At 67.3% G+C, this 15,329-nt stretch carries 11 protein-coding genes; 3 read left to right on the plus strand and 8 right to left on the minus strand.

The features are described 5' to 3' along the window. Positions 1-97 precede the first annotated feature (97 nt). Positions 98-2,602 carry a TonB-dependent receptor plug domain-containing protein gene (locus BWQ93_RS19980; protein ID WP_077032019.1) on the plus strand — a complete coding sequence of 835 codons (2,505 nt, stop codon included), beginning with the start codon at positions 98-100 and terminating at the stop codon, positions 2,600-2,602. Positions 2,603-2,735: 133 nt separating this feature from the next. On the opposite strand, the gene BWQ93_RS19985 is transcribed toward BWQ93_RS19980, so the two are convergent. The 6 genes from BWQ93_RS19985 to BWQ93_RS20010 form a co-directional block, all read right to left on the minus strand. Next, positions 2,736-3,863 carry a glycosyltransferase family 4 protein gene (locus BWQ93_RS19985; protein WP_083721079.1) on the minus strand — a complete coding sequence of 376 codons (1,128 nt, stop codon included), beginning with the start codon at positions 3,861-3,863 and terminating at the stop codon, positions 2,736-2,738. Then, positions 3,863-4,744 carry a UDP-2,3-diacylglucosamine diphosphatase gene (locus BWQ93_RS19990; RefSeq protein WP_077032020.1) on the minus strand — a complete coding sequence of 294 codons (882 nt, stop codon included), beginning with the start codon at positions 4,742-4,744 and terminating at the stop codon, positions 3,863-3,865. Before BWQ93_RS19990 ends, BWQ93_RS19985 begins: the two co-directional genes overlap by 1 nt. 310 nt (positions 4,745-5,054) lie before the next feature. Then, on the minus strand, positions 5,055-6,488 hold the full coding sequence (locus BWQ93_RS19995) for an aldehyde dehydrogenase family protein (protein ID WP_077032021.1): 1,434 nt from the start codon (positions 6,486-6,488) through the stop codon (positions 5,055-5,057). A gap of 141 nt (positions 6,489-6,629) precedes the next feature. After that, a complete protein-coding gene (locus BWQ93_RS20000) occupies positions 6,630-8,276 on the minus strand; it encodes an acetolactate synthase large subunit (RefSeq protein WP_077032022.1) in 1,647 nt (548 codons plus the stop codon). Positions 8,277-8,452: 176 nt separating this feature from the next. Beyond that, complete coding sequence (gene cobT, locus BWQ93_RS20005) at positions 8,453-10,276, minus strand: cobaltochelatase subunit CobT (protein WP_077032023.1); 1,824 nt, start codon at positions 10,274-10,276, stop codon at positions 8,453-8,455. Beyond that, on the minus strand, positions 10,273-10,677 hold the full coding sequence (locus BWQ93_RS20010) for an endonuclease domain-containing protein (RefSeq protein ID WP_077032024.1): 405 nt from the start codon (positions 10,675-10,677) through the stop codon (positions 10,273-10,275). The genes cobT and BWQ93_RS20010 overlap by 4 nt, the downstream gene beginning before the upstream one ends. A gap of 187 nt (positions 10,678-10,864) precedes the next feature. Between BWQ93_RS20010 and BWQ93_RS20015 the strand changes: the two genes are divergently transcribed. Together BWQ93_RS20015 and BWQ93_RS21415 are read left to right on the plus strand one after the other, a co-directional pair. Then, positions 10,865-12,061 carry an MFS transporter gene (locus BWQ93_RS20015; protein WP_198040432.1) on the plus strand — a complete coding sequence of 399 codons (1,197 nt, stop codon included), beginning with the start codon at positions 10,865-10,867 and terminating at the stop codon, positions 12,059-12,061. Beyond that, entirely contained in the window at positions 12,058-12,192 is a 135-nt protein-coding gene (locus BWQ93_RS21415; protein WP_257787754.1) for a hypothetical protein, read from the plus strand. The genes BWQ93_RS20015 and BWQ93_RS21415 overlap by 4 nt, the downstream gene beginning before the upstream one ends. Here the strand turns inward: BWQ93_RS21415 and BWQ93_RS20020 are convergent. Together BWQ93_RS20020 and BWQ93_RS20025 are read right to left on the minus strand one after the other, a co-directional pair. Further along, complete coding sequence (locus BWQ93_RS20020; RefSeq protein WP_077032026.1) at positions 12,189-13,370, minus strand: alpha/beta hydrolase; 1,182 nt, start codon at positions 13,368-13,370, stop codon at positions 12,189-12,191. The two genes, BWQ93_RS21415 and BWQ93_RS20020, sit on opposite strands and share 4 nt — an antisense overlap. 41 nt (positions 13,371-13,411) lie before the next feature. Further along, on the minus strand, positions 13,412-15,328 hold the full coding sequence (locus BWQ93_RS20025; protein WP_077032027.1) for an acyltransferase family protein: 1,917 nt from the start codon (positions 15,326-15,328) through the stop codon (positions 13,412-13,414). Between the last annotated feature and the right edge of the window lies 1 nt (position 15,329).

Genomic DNA, 15,329 nt, shown 5'->3' on the forward strand with positions numbered 1-15,329 from the left:
GACATAGGTGAACCGCGACCGCAAACGGGCGTCAGCGATGGTTCAGCGCGTGCCGGTAAGACAAGACAAAGACAAGAAAAACAAAGGCCCTCTCCCAATGAATTACTCCCGTTCGACCCTCTCCGTCCGGGCCGCCCTGCTGGCGGCCGGCGCGTCGCTCGCGGTGCCGGCGCTGGCCGAGACCGAGGCGCCGGTCGCGATCACCGCGACCGCCGCGCAGCCGGTCGAGGATAGTGCAGCGCAGCCCGACGACGCCGGTTATGACGAAGGCTATGAGGACGAGATCGTCGTCACCGCGCCGCGGCTCGCGGGACAGCTCGACACCGATTATGCGGCCGAGGCCGAACTCGATGAAGCGGCGATCGCGAGCTATGGCGTTTCGAACGTCGAGGAGCTGCTGACCGCGCTCCAGCCGCAGACGCGCTCGGGGCGCGGGCGCGGCAGCGGGCGGCCGATCATCCTAGTCAACGGGCGCCGCGTCGGCGGCTTCGGCGAGGTGCGCAACCTGCCCCCCGAAGCGATCGCCAAGGTCGAAATCTTTCCCGAGGAAGTCGCGCTGCAATATGGCTATTCGGCCGACGAGCGCGTCGTCAACCTGGTGCTCAAGCCCAATTTCCGTCAGGTCGCGGTCGAGGCCGAGGGCGGCATCCCGACGCAGGGCGGGCGCTTCCAGAGCGAGATCGAGCCCAGTTTCCTGATGATCGGCGACAATGGCCGTTTCAACCTCAACGCAGGGTGGGAGCATCAGACGATGCTGCGCGAGAGCGAGCGCAATCTCGTTTACGACGATCCCGTGCTCGCCGCGCAGGCGCCCGCGCGCAGCCTGCTCGGCGCCAGCGACGAATATTCGCTCGACGCGACGATCCAGCGCAGCCTGAACAAGCTCACCGACGCGTCGCTCAACGTGCGCTTCGACCAGACCGACAGCCTGTCGTTGCTCGGCCCCGGGCTCGGCGGCGTCACCGATCCGCTCGAGCGCGACGGGCGCAGCCGCAACCTCGCCGCGACCGCCAGCGTCAACGGCATGCTCGGCGACTGGCGCTGGTCGACCTCGGCCAATTATGCCGACGCCGACCAGCGGACCTTCACCGATCGTATCGTCAATGGGGCCGCGCGGGTCGACCGGTTCGACAGCAGCCAACAGAGCTTCGGTGGCAACGCCAATCTGTCGGGCACGGTGACCGAAGGCTGGGCGGGTCCGATCCGCCTGTCGGCGACCGCGAGCTATTCGGGGCTGCGCTTCGACAGCCGGTCGGACAATGCCAATGGCATCACGACGACCGACCTCGCGCGCGACTTGCCGGGCGTGTTCGGATCGCTGACCATCCCGCTGCTCGACCCCGAATATGAGGTCGGCAAGATCGGCCGCGTGTCGCTGACATTGAGCGGCCAATATCAGGACCCCAGCGATTTCGCCGCGCTGAAGAGCTGGGGCGCAAACCTCAACTGGGGCGTCACCGACAATCTGTCGCTGATCGCGAGCTACAACCAGGACGAGGCGGCGCCGGGTATCCAGCAGCTCGGTGCCGCGCCGCTGGTGACCCCCGCGGTGACCTATTACGACTTCCGCACCGGGCAGACGGTGCAGATCACGACGACGACGGGGGGCAATCCCCTGCTCCAGGCCGAGCAGCGCCGCGACCTTAAGCTGGGGGTGAACTGGTCGCCGCCGATGATCGAAGGGCTCAACCTGTCGGTCAATTACAACCGCAACCGCAGCTACGACACCGCGAACGGCTTCCCGCTGCTGACGCCCGAAATCGAGGCGGCCTTCCCCGACCGGGTGACGCGCGATGCGAACGGGGTGCTGACCGCGCTCGACCTGCGCCCGGTCAATTTCGACCGCAGCGAGAATTCGCAAATCCGCTGGGGCTTCAATTTCGGCAAGAGCTTTGGCCAGCAACAGCAGGGCGGCCCCGGTGCTGGCGGCGGACGCGGCGAGCGTCCGGCGGGCGCGAGTGCGACGCCGCCGGTGGGCGAAGGCGGGCCTCCTCCGGCGGGCGCGCGGCGCGGCGGAGGCGGCGAAGGCGGCCCGCGTGCGGGCGGCGGGCGTGGTCCGGGTGGCGGCGGTCCCCGGATGGGCGGCGGGCGCGGCGGCCCCGGCGGGATGTTCGGCGGGCCGCAGGGCGGGCGCTGGCAGGTGTCGCTCTACCACACGATCAAGCTGACCGACACGGTGCTGATCCGTCCGGGCGTGCCCGAACTCGACCTGCTCGACGGCTCGGCGACGGGCAGCGGCGGCGGCAGCAACCGCCACCTGCTCGAGCTCGACGGCGGCGTGTTCAACAAGGGCTTCGGCGTCCGGCTGAGCGCGAAATACGACAGCGGCAGCACGGTTACCGGCGGCAGCTCGGGCGATTTGAAGTTCGGCGACCTCGCGACCTTCAACCTGCGCGTCTTCATGGATTTCAACCAGAAGCCCAAGCTGATCGAGAAAATGCCCTTCCTGAAAGGGTCGCGCCTGCGCCTGTCGGTCGACAATCTGTTCGACGCGCAGCGCAAGATCACCGACGGCAACGGCATCGTGCCGCTGAATTACCAGCCGGGCTATATCGACCCCTTGGGGCGCTATATCGAGCTGGAGTGGCGCAAGGCTTTTTGATGTCGGTTAAACGGGACAGCCCCTATATTCCCTCCCCCTTGATGGGGGAGGTAGCGAGACTTCCGAACTTGTTCGCTAGCCGCAGCGGTGGGGGTGCGGTTTCGGCCTGAACCGACGGGGGCAGGATGCACCATCACCCCCATCCAACTTCGCCTAGCGCCAACGGCGCAAGGCTCCGTATCCTTCCCCCATCGAGGGGGAAGGAGGTCAGGCCGAAAGGATCGTCGTGCCCAGCGGTGCGGTCGGGCGCGGGCTCGCTCGGTACGAAGGTCAGCGCCTTTTCGAACTGCGCGGTGCAGCCCGCCCAATTGTAGCGCGCGCCGAGTGCGGCGGCGTCGGCGCGGTCGCATGCGAGCGCTGCGGCGATCGCGGCGTCCAGATCTTCGTCGAGCGCGCCCGCGCCATCGCGGACGATGTCGCCGGGGCCGGGCACCGGATAGGCGGCGACGGGCGTGCCCGCGCTCAGCGCCTCGATGATCACGAGGCCGAAGGTGTCGGTGCGGCTGGGGAAGACGAAGACGTCGGCGCCCGCGTAAGTCGCGGCGAGCGCCTCGCCCGTCTGCTTGCCGAGGAAGACGGTATCGGGATAGCGCGCCTGGAGTTCGGCGAGCGCGGGGCCGTCGCCGACGACGATCTTGGTGCCGGGCTGCGCGGTATCGAGGAACGCCTCGATATTCTTTTCGACCGCGACGCGGCCGACATAGAGCTGGAGCGGGCGCTTGAGGCCTTCGAAGGCGGGGTGCGGCGCGCGGTCGGGGCGGAAGAGGTCGTGATCGACCCCGCGTTCCCACATCATCGTCTGGGTGAGGCCCTGGTCGGCGAGTTCGCGCGCGAGGCTGCGCGTCGCGACCATGATGTGGCGCGCCGGGCGGTGGAACCAGCGGATGAAGCGCCAGACGAAGGCGGGCGAGAGCGGTAGCCGCGCCGCGACATATTCGGGAAAGCGCGTGTGATAGGCGGTGGTGAAGGGGAATTGGTTGCGGATGCACCAGCGCCGCGCCGCCATGCCGAGCGGGCCTTCGGTGGAGATATGGATCGCCTGCGGCGCGAAGGCACGGATATGGCGGCCGACCTTGCGCCAGCCGGCGAGCGCGAGGCGGATTTCGGGATAGGAGGGGCAGGGAAAAGAGCGGAAGAGGTCGGGCGAGATCACCCCGACCTCGTGGCCCGCCCCCCGCAGTTCGCCGATCGTCGCCTGCAGCGTACGCACGACGCCGTTGACCTGCGGCTCCCACGCGTCGCTGACGATCAGGATCCGCATCAGGCGGCCTTGGCCGGGGCGGGGAGCGACAGCTGCGCCGGGGCGCTGCGCGCCGCGACTTCCTCGGCCCAGTGGAGAATTTCCATCGTGCCGTCGTGATGCTCGACCAGCGCGGTGCAGCCCTCGACCCAGTCGCCGTCGTTATAATAGGAAACGCCGTCGATCTCGCGCATCTCGGCGCTGTGGATATGGCCGCACACCACGCCGTCGACCCCGCGCGAGCGCGCGGCGTGGGCTACGACCTCCTCGTAGCGACCGATGAACTGGACCGCGTTCTTGACCTTGTGCTTGGCGACCATCGACAGCGACCAATAGGGCAGGCCGAGCTTTTTGCGCACCGCGTTGACCGCGACATTGCACTTCATCAGCGCGGTGTAGGCGGCGTCGCCGACGAAGGCGAGCCAGCGGTGCGCGAGCATCACCGCGTCGAAATCATCGCCATGGACGACGAGCAATTTGCGCCCGTCGGCGGTCTCGTGGATCGCTTCGCGGCGGATTTCGACCCCGCCGAAATCGAAGCCGTCGAAGGGCTTGATCATCTCGTCGTGATTGCCGGGGACATAGACGACGCGGGTGCCGCGCTTGGCGCGCTTGAGCACGCGCCACACCACGTCATTATGCTCGGGGGGCCAGAAATGGCGCTTCTTGAGGCGCCAGCCGTCGATGATGTCGCCGACAAGGTACAGCGTCTCGCAGTCGACATGGTCGAAGAAGTCGATCAACAGCGGCGCGTTGCAGCCGCGCGTGCCGAGGTGGATGTCGCTGACCCAGACGCTGCGATAATTGCGGCGCTCGCCGATCACGCGTTCGGGAATATGCGGATCCGTGGTGAAGGGATCGGGGAAACGCGCGGGGATCGGCAGGGTGGAAATCGATGCCATGTCGTGCTCCGGGGCAGCCTGTGCTGCCCCCGGCCTAGACAGGAGTTTTGTTACACGGTGCGAATCAAAGCCGCGACAGTTCGGAGAAAGTTTTGCGGCGGTTCGGTGACGTTACCGCAGCGTAGCACCCACTCTCCCCCTCGATGGGGGAGGCAGCGAGATTTGCGAACTTGTTCGCTAGTCGCAGCGGTGGGGGTGCGGTCCGGGCCTGACAGGGGCGGCGCACGGACGCACCATCACCCCCATCCAACTGCGCCTAACCGCTTCGCGGTAAGGCTTCGTATCCTTCCCCCATCAAGGGGGAAGGACGCTAGACCCGCCTTATCACCAGATTCCGGATTTCGCTCATATCCTCGATGGCAAAGCGTACGCCCTCGCGGCCGAGGCCGCTGTCCTTCACCCCGCCATAGGGCATGTTGTCGATGCGGTAGCTCGACACGTCGTTGACGACGATGCCGCCGACGTCGAGATGGTCCCATGCCTCCAGCACCTTGTGGATGTCGCGGGTGAAGATGCCCGCCTGCAGCCCGAACTTGCTGTCGTTGACCTCGGCAAGCGCCGCGTCCCAGTCGCTGAATTTCGACAAGACGACGACGGGGCCGAAGGCTTCCTCGACCACCACGTCGGCATCGCGCGGGACATTTTCGAGCAGCGCGGCCTCGAGCATATTGCCCTCGCAGCCGCCGCCCGCGAGCAGGGTCGCGCCCGCGGCGACCGCGGCGTCGATCCACCCTTTCAGGCGCGTCGCTTCCTTGACCGAGATCATCGGGCCGATGAAGGTCTCGCGCAGCTTCGGATCGCCCGATTTCAGCGTCTTGACCTTCGCGGTGAGCATGTCGCGGAATTTATCGTAGATGTCCGCATGGATGATCGCGCGCTGGACGTGGATGCAGCTCTGCCCCGACTGATAATAGCCGCCGAAGACGATGCGCGCGAGCGCATGGTCGAGGTCGGCGTCCTTGTCGACGATCACCGCGGCGTTGCCGCCGAGTTCGAGCACGACCTTCTTCTTGCCCGCCTTGGCCTTGAGGTCCCAGCCGACCCCGGGCGAGCCGGTGAAGCTCAGTAATTTCAGCCGCGGGTCGGTGGTGAACAGGTCCGATCCCGCACGGGCGGCGGGCAGGATGCTGAACGCGCCCTCGGGCAGGATGTCGCATTCGGCGAGCACCTCGCCCATGATGATCGCGCCGAGCGGGGTCATCGACGCGGGCTTCATCACGAAGGGACAACCGATCGCGATTGCCGGCGCGATCTTGTGCGCGGCGAGGTTCAGCGGGAAATTGAACGGCGAGATGAAACTGCACGGGCCGATCGGCACGCGTTTCCACATTCCGATATAGCCCTTGGCGCGCGCCGAAATGTCGAGCGGCTGGATTTCGCCATAGTTGCGCACCGCCTCCTCGGCGGCGATGCGGAAGGTGTCGATCAGCCGCCCGACCTCGCCCTCGGCGTCGGCGATCGGCTTGCCCGCCTCGACGCAGAGCGCATAAGCGAGCTCGTCATAGCGCTCCTTGAAGCGCGTCACGCAATGGTTGAGCACATCCTGCTTCTCGTAACTCGCCAGCCGCGCCATCGGCTCGGCGGCGCGCACGGCGCCGGCGATCGCTTCGTCGATCACGTCGGGGGTCGCCAGCGCGGTCCGGAACGCGACCTCGCCGGTATATTTGTCGATCACCTCGAGGTCGGTGTTCGGCTGCGCCGCCTTGTTGTTGAGATAGAGCGGGTAGACGTCCTTGAGTTTCATTCAGCTTCCCCCCCCCCCCGCAGGCGGGGGGGGTGGGGGGTGGGCATGAAACGGGTGGGCCCGGAAAGCCCACCCCGCTGCGACTAGCGAGCAAGCTCGCAAGTCTCGTTGCCCCTCCCGCTTGCGGGAGGGGAGCCGAAATCAAAGCTCCTTCGACAGCTTCTTGATGTCGATGTTCAGGATCTGGTCGTTCTCGCTATAATCGACGGGGCAGTCGATCAGATGCACGCCGGGGGTGCTGAGCGTATGCGCGAGCAGTTCCTTGAGATGTGCGGCGCTTTCGACGCGGTGGCCGTGGGCGCCATAGCTTTCGGCATATTTGACGAAATCGGGGTTGCCATAGGTCAGCCCCCAGTCCTTGAAGCCCATGTTCGCCTGCTTCCAGCGGATCATACCATAGCTGTTGTCGTTGAGGATCAGCACTGTGATGTCGAGCCCCAGGCGGACCGCGGTCTCCATCTCCTGGCTGTTCATCATGAAGCCGCCGTCGCCGCAGATCGCCATGACCTTGCGCCCCGGATAGACCATCGACGACATCATCGCCGACGGCAGCCCCGCGCCCATCGTCGCGAGCGCATTGTCGAGCAGCACCGTGTTCGGACGATAGGCGGTGTAGCCGCGCGCGAACCAGATCTTGTAGACGCCATTGTCGAGGCAGATGATGCCGTCCTCGGGCATCGCATCGCGCACCGACTGGACGAGGTGCGGCGGGAAGATCGGGAAGCGCTCGTCCTTGGCGAGCGGCGCGGTATGGTCGACCTCGCCCTTGCGATAGGCGAGCAGATGGTCGAATTTCCAGCCGCCGTTGGGGACGATGTCTTCCTTGATCTGCCACACCGCGTTGGCGATGTCGCCGATCACCTCGATGTCGGGGAAATAGACCGGATCGACCTCGGCGGTCTTGGTCGAGACGTGGATGACGGTCGGGCCGCCCTGTTTCATGAAGAAGGGGGGCTTTTCGATCACGTCGTGGCCGAGATTGACGATGCAATCCGACGCCTCGACCGCGCGGTGGACGAAGTCACCAGACGACAGCGCCGCGCAGCCGAGGAATTTCGGGTGGCGCTCGTCGATCACGCCCTTGCCGAGCTGTGTGGTCAGAAAGGGGATGCCGGTCTTTTCGATGAACTGCAGCAGCATGCGGCCGGTCATCGTTCGGTTGGCGCCCGCGCCGATGACGAGGACGGGCGAGGTCGCTTCCTCGAGCGCCTTCACCGCCTCGCGGATCGACTTGACGTCGGCGGTCGGGCGGCGCGAGTGGCTGCGCTTCAGCGGCAGGCTGTCGGTATGTTCGTCGGCGATGTCCTCGGGCAGTTCGATATGCACCGCGCCGGGCTTTTCCTCCTCGGCGAGGCGGAAGGCTTCGCGCACGCGGCTCGGGATATTGTCCGACGAGGCCATCTGGTGCGTATATTTGGTGATCGGCCCCATCATCGCGACGACATCGAGAATCTGGAAGCGACCCTGTTTGGACTTCTTGATCGGCTTTTGCCCGGTGATCATCATCATCGGCATGCCGCCCAATTGCGCATAGGCCGCCGCGGTGACGAAGTTGGTCGCGCCGGGTCCCAAGGTGGCGAGGCAGACGCCGGTCTTGCCGGTGTGGCGGCCGTACGTCGCGGCCATGAAGCCCGCGCCTTGCTCATGGCGGGTCAGGATCAGCTTGATCTTGGTCGACCGCGACAGGCTGTCGAGAAAGTCGAGATTCTCCTCGCCCGGAACGCCGAAGATATATTCGACGCCTTCTTCCTCGAGGCATTCGATGAACAGGTCGGATGCTTTTTTCATGTGACAGTCGCCCCCTCAGCCCCGCACCCGGTGGTGCGGCCTTTAGCCTGTGCCGGCGACCCTCAGCACGATGATGACACAGCGGCGCCCGTCGTCAGGTCGCGAGTCCCTGCTGCATCGGGAAGCGGTTGTAACGATGGGAAAAGGGCTTGTCACCCACCCGCGGGCAACGCCGTTCAATCGATGTCGAACAGACCCGCGAGTTGCTCGACCATCGTGCCGCCCAGCTGCTCGGCGTCCATGATCGTCACCGCGCGGCTGTAGTAGCGCGTCACGTCGTGGCCGATGCCGATCGCGCAGAGTTCGACCGGCGATCGGTTCTCGATCCACTCGATCACCTGGCGCAGATGCTGGTCGAGATAGGCACCATGGTTGACCGACAGCGTGCTGTCGTCGACCGGCGCGCCGTCCGAAATCACCATCAGGATGCGGCGTTCCTCGGGGCGACCCACGATGCGGCTGTGCGCCCAGATCAGCGCCTCGCCGTCGATATTCTCTTTCAGCAGCCCCTCGCGCATCATCAGCCCCAGCGACTTGCGCGCGCGGCGATAGGGTTCGTCGGCGGGCTTGTAGATGATGTGGCGGAGGTCGTTGAGGCGGCCGGGATGCGCGGGGCGGCCCGCGGCGAGCCAGTCCTCGCGGCTCTGCCCGCCCTTCCACGTCCGCGTGGTGAAGCCGAGGATTTCGGTCTTCACGCCGCAGCGTTCGAGCGTGCGCGCGAGGATGTCGGCGCTGATCGCGGCGATGCTGATCGGGCGCCCGCGCATCGACCCGCTATTGTCGATGAGCAAGGTGACGACGGTGTCGCGGAAGTCGGTGTCGCGCTCGATCTTGTAGCTCAAGGACTGGCCCGGCGAGACGATGACGCGCGCGAGCCGCGCGGCGTCGAGCTGGCCTTCCTCCTGGTCGAAATCCCAGGCGCGGTTCTGCTGCGCCATCAACCGGCGTTGCAGCCGGTTGGCGAGCTTGGTCACCGCGCCCTGCAGATGCTGCATCTGCTGGTCGAGATAGGCGCGCAGCCGCGTCAGCTCGTCGGCATCGCAGAGCTCGGTCGCGGCGACGATCTCGTCATGCTTTTCGGTGAAGCGGACATAGTTGAAGTCGGGGACGTCGGTCGGCAGGCGGTTGGGGCGCACGGGCAGCATGCCCTCGTCGCCTTCGCCGCCCATTTCGGGTTCGCCGTCGGCCTCCATTTCCTGCGCGTCGGGGTCGCTGTCGCCGTCGTCGGCCTGGTCGCCCGCGGTCTCGGCGCGCGCGTCGACCTGGCTCTCGCCGGTGCCGCCATCCTCGCTCTCCTGTTCGTCCTGCGATTCCTCGGCCTCGCTCTCATCCTCCTCGCCATTGTCCTCGGCGCCGTCGTCCATCGGCTCGTCGCCATAGATGAGGTCGAGGTGGCGGAGCGCGAGCTTGGCGGTCTCGGCAAAGGCCGCCTGATCATCGATCTGCACCGCCAGCGCCTCGATATCGCCGCCGGCCTGGCGCGCGATCCAGTCGCTGATCAGCCCGAGCCCGGTCTCGGTGCCCGGCGGCGGCGCTTCGCCGGTCAGCGCCTCCCGCAGCATCAGCTCGAGCGCCGAGGAGACGGGCACGTCGTCGCGGCTCTGCGCGCGCGCGATCGGGTCGCTGCGCATCCGCATCGCGAGGCTGGCCGACAGGTTGCTGCGCATGCCGTCCATGTGCCGCGCGCCGAGCGCCTCGATGCGCGCGCGCTCCATTGCGTCGAAGGCGGCGGCGGCGAGCGGCTCGCCGGGGCGCGCGGCGGCGTGCAATTTCTCGCTATGGTGCTTCATGCGCAGCGCATAGGCGTCGGCGAACCCGCGCGCCTCGGCGACCTGTTCGGCGGGCAGCGTGCGCGACGGGGTGGGCACCTTGATCGTCTTGCCGATCTGCGCGGGCGCGTCGGCGGTGAAGCCGACCTCGACCTCGGCATCGCGCGTGACGGCGCGCGCGACGCTCGACAGCGCGGCCTTGAAATCGTCGAGGGGGGAGGAGGCGGTCATGGGGCGCGGCGATCTTCGAAAGCCTTCCCCCTTGATGGGGGAGGGTTGGGTGGGGGTGAGCTCTCGGCCAAAGCCTTTGTCAGAAGGATCGCAACACCGTCAATATTGGCGAGCATATCATTGTTCCAGAAACGGATGACGCGGTAGCCGTCATTTTCGATCACGGCCGTGCGGGGGCCATCGACTGCTTCGTCATGCTGGCCGCCGTCGACTTCGATTACCAATCTTGCGCGATGGCTGGCGAAGTCGGCGATATATTGGCGGATCGGAACCTGGCGACGGAAGCGCCAGCCGGGGAATGCCGTGCGCAACAGCGTCCAGATTTTCCGTTCGGCGTCGGTCATGGCGGAGCGCAATCGGCGTGCGCGCTGCGTGGAGCCATCCGGCGGCGTTCGTTTCATGGCGCGACAACACCCCTACCGCTGCGACTAGCGAACAAGTTCGCAAGTCTCGCTGCCTCCCCCATCAAGGGGGAGGGACTGGCTTTGCTACGCCGCTTTTTGCTTGAGGGGAATATAGCTAAGCTCGCTTGACGCCAACGGCAGCCGGGCGCATCCGCAGCCCATGTCCTCCCCCGCATCCTCCGCCATGAAAAAGCCGTGGATCGTCATTCTCTGCGCCGCGCTCATCGTCACGCTGGCGATGGGGGTGCGGCAGTCGTTCGGGCTGTTCCTGCCGCAGATGAGCGTCGATATCGGCATCAGCCGGTCGGACTTCGGGCTGGCGATGGCGCTCCAGAACCTGCTCTTCGGCCTCGTCCAGCCATTCGTCGGCGCGCTTGCCGACAAGCATGGCGCGGGGCGCGTCGTGCTCGCGGGGGCCTTGCTCTATGCGCTCGGCCTGATCGGCGCGGCGTTTGCAAGCGACGCGATCGGGCTGCATATCAGCTTCGGCCTGCTCATCGGCATGGCGCAGTCGGCGACGACATTCGTCGTCGTGCTCGGCGCGGTCGGGCGCGTCGTGCCGCCCGAGAAGCGCAGCAGCGCGTTCGGCATCGTCACCGCCGGCGGCTCGCTCGGGCAGTTCCTCGTCGTGCCGCTCGCGTCGATCCTGCTCCGCGATATCGGCTATCACGAGACCTTGTGGATCATGGCGGGGCTCGTCGCGCTCTGCGGGCTGCTCGCGATCGGCGTTGCGGGAAGCACCGATGCGAGCCCCGGCGTCGTGGAGCAGGTCGAGCAGAGCGCGCGCGAGGCGCTGCGCGAGGCGGCGGTGCATCGCGGCTATTGGCTGCTCAACGCAGGCTTTTTCGTCTGCGGTTTCCACATCGCCTTCATCGCGACGCACCTGCCCGCCTATCTCGACGACAAGGGGCTGGGGATCGAGATCGGGGCGCAGGTGCTGGCGCTCGTCGGGCTGTTCAACATTCTCGGTTCCTACGTGTTCGGCCGCGCGGGCGACGTGCTGCGCCAGAAATATGTGCTCTCGGCGCTCTACACCGCGCGCTCGGCGGTGATCGCGCTCTTTCTCTTCCTGCCGCTGACCCATGTCAGCGCCCTGGTCTTTGCGGGCGCGATGGGCTTCCTGTGGCTCGGTACCGTGCCGCTCACCAGCGGGATCGTCGGGCGTATCTTCGGCATCCGCTATCTCTCGATGCTTTATGGCATCGTGTTCCTCAGCCACCAGGTCGGCAGCTTCTTCGGCGCGTGGATGGCGGGGCTGATCTTCGACGCCACCGGCAGCTATGACGTCGCCTGGGGCTTCGCGATCGCGCTCGGCCTCTTCGCAGGACTTGTCCATCTGCCGATCGCCGACGCGCCGCTGAAGCGCACCGCGCCGGCATGAAGCTCTGGCGACAGGACTGGGTCGCGCTCGCGTTGTTCGCGGTTGTCGCGATCGGCGGGCTGTGGCTGTGGACCGGCGAGGGACCCGTCGTCTGGCTCAGCGATTTCGCCGTGATGTGCGGCTTTTTCTAGGGCGCCTTGTCGGGCAGCCAGCGGCAATTGGCCTCGTCGAGTTCCTTGGGCGCGGTCACCGGGTCGGGCAGCAGCAGGAACACATGCGCCAGCCGCGTCGCGACCCGCTCGTGCCGGGACCTCTTGTCGGCGACGACATCGACGAAATCGCGGCACGCGACCGTGCTGCGCAGGAAATTGCTGTGCCCCGTCGACCCGCGCGACACCTCGGTCGTGTCGATAATCGTCAGCCCCGGCGCGGGCGCGGCATAACAGCGCTCGGGCTCGCCCCTAGCCCTGAGTTCGGCCGCTTCGAACGGATCGAAGCAGTAGGGCGAGCCGAGCCGCGGATAGCCGTGGAGCACGCGCGAGGCGGCGAGCGCCTTGTCCTTCGACGACACATAGACGGTGATGTGGCGCCCCTGCGCGACGCGTTCGGGCGACAGCACATCCTCTACGATGTCGCGCTCGAAGGTCTGGCGGTCGACGTCGGGCGAGGCGAGGATGATGTTCGCGATCTTGTCGCGGCGGTCGGCGCGGCGCGCGAGCCGGTCGGCGGCGCCCACCGCCGGGATCACCAGACGCGCGCCGAGCGAGTGCGAGACGATCACGATCTCCTTCACCCATTCGCGCTCGGCGAGCGCGCGCAGGAAGTCGCGGAAATTGCGGATGTCGTGGTACATGTTGGTCTCGTCGACGACATAACCGAGCACCTCGTGCTGCGACGGCGAGCTGTACGCGACGACCGGCCCGTCGAACGCCGTCATGCGCGCGATCTGCGCCGTGTCCTTGGTCGTCGTTTCGAAACTCTCGCGATAGCCGTGGACATAGAGCAGGACGCGCCCCTGCCGCCGGTCGGTTTCGGCCTGCAACGCGCGCCACCAGTCGCCCGATTCCTGGAACGCCATCGGGGTACGCAATTCCTTCTTGGTCTCGGTCGGCGCGGCGAAGCGGCCGTAGCGGACATGGTCGCCGCGATAGACGAGCATACGGATGTCGGCGCTGCGGCAATCGGGCAGGCGGCTGGTCGCGAAAAAGAGCGGCAGCGCGGCCTCGTCGATCGCGGCGCCGGGCTGCGCGGTGCAACGCGCGTTGGCGACATAGTCGGCGTGGCGGATCTTGCCATAATCGACGGGCTTGATGCAGCCGGCGAGCAGCGCGCAGGCGAGGAGCGGGGCGAGGCGGGGAAGCGAGATCATGGCGCGGGGATAATCCGCTTTGCCGCCGGGGGGAAGCCGCGTCAGCGCGGCGCGAGCAGCGGCAACAGGCTGCGCGCGATCCGCTCGGCACCCGCGACCGACGGATGGTTGTCGTCCATATAGAGCGGCGCGGTACCGACGACATAGGGGCAGCGGCCGTCCATGCACATCGCGGCGCCGGGGTCGGCGACCATGACCCGGTCGCCGTCGGCGAGCCGTTCCAGCGCCGCGCGCATCGGCGCGCTGGTCCGGCGATACTCGGCCTCGCTTTGCGCCAGCGGCAGGTCGTCGCGCCCGTTGCGGTCGCGGCGCGCGAGGCCGCTCGGCACGTCATAAGGCGGCTTGGGTAGCGGCCCCACGATGATCACGCGCTTGCCCGCGCGGCGCAGCAGCGCGGCGCTGCGGTCGAGTGCGGCGGCGATGCGCGCGTCGCCCAGATAGGCGTGGCGGCCGTAATACGCGACGAGCACCACGGTCTGGATCGACGGCGTCGCTGCGATGCGCGCGGCGATGCGGTCGTTGTCGGCGGGGCAGTCGGGCTGGCTCCGGATCGCGGTGCCGAGGAAGGGCGGGCACCCCGACGAGGTATATTGCGCGAGCGAGCGGCCGGCGGGAGCAAGCTCGCGGCCGAGTGCATGCGAAAGCTCGCGGCTGTGGCTGTCGCCCCACACCGCCACATCGGGGCGCACCGCGGTGTCGCCGAGCAGGCAGGCGCCCGGCGGCGCGAAGGCCGCGCTGCGCGATGCCGGGGTACAGCGCGTGCGGTCCTTGAACACCGCGAGCAGCGCGCGCTCGTCGGCGGAGAAGCGCTCGGGCATGCCCTTCTTCGCGACGATCAAGCTTGCAGCGCCCACGATGAGCGCGGTGGCGAGCAGCGCCGCGCCATAGACGTGGATCGCGGGGGTGGCCGCCCGGTTGGCCCAGCGCCGCGCGGGCCGCTCGACGAGGAACCAGCAGAGCGCCGCCAGCGCCAGCGTCGCGGGCAGCACGAGCAGGCGTCCCGTCGGCGAGAGCGGCACGATATGCCAATTCTCTGCGAGCATCAGCAGCGGCCAGTGGATCAGGTACACCGAATAGGAGACCAGCCCGAGCGCGCGCATCGGCGGCAGCGCCAGCAGGCGCGCGGCGGGGTTGGCCGGCGCGGCGAGATTGGCGTGGAGGAGGAGCGCCGTGCCCGCGATGCACAAGATCTGCCACAGGCTCTTCGCCGCGAAATGGCCGGGTACCGGCGCAAAGGCCGCGCCGAACATCATCGCCGCACCGAGCGCCGCGAGTATGGCGGCACGGCGCGGCGGTATTGCTGCGATCGGTCCGGCGGCGATCAGCACGCCCGCCAGAAACTCCCATGCGCGCAACGACGAGAAATAAAAGGCCGCGCGCGGCTCGTGGAGGCCGGCCGCGACATAGGCGGCGAGGCCGAGCAGCAGCAGCGCGCCAACCCCGCGGCGGGCGAACCAGCCGAAGCGATGGAGCAGCAGCGCGAGCAGCGGGAAGGCCGCATAGAATTGCGCCTCGACCGACAGCGACCAGCTGTGGAGGAAAAAGCGCTCGATGCGGTCGCGCATGAAATAGGAGGCCTGCGGCTCGAAATGCCAGTTGGCGATGTTGAGCGCCGCTGCGCGGACCTCGAGCGCCATGCGGCTGAGGTCGGCCGGGATGAGCAGCGCATAGCTCGCAGCGAGCGTCAGCGCCGCCACGACCAGCAGCGCGGGGGTGATTCGCGCGATGCGGCGACGATAGAAATCGACGAAGCCAAAGCGCCCGTCGGCGAGGTCCGTCCGCACGATCCCGCCGATCAGATAACCCGAAATGACGAAGAAGATGTCGACGCCGAGGAAAGCCTGCGCCCCGCCGCCGAAATCGAAATGATAGAGCAGAACCAGCGCGATCGCGACCGCGCGCAGCCCGTCGATATGGCCATGATAGGCCGCCGATCCGGACCCGCCCCCCGCGGTCATC

Origin of the sequence: Sphingopyxis sp. QXT-31, from assembly GCF_001984035.1 — a bacterium.
Lineage (GTDB): Bacteria > Pseudomonadota > Alphaproteobacteria > Sphingomonadales > Sphingomonadaceae > Sphingopyxis.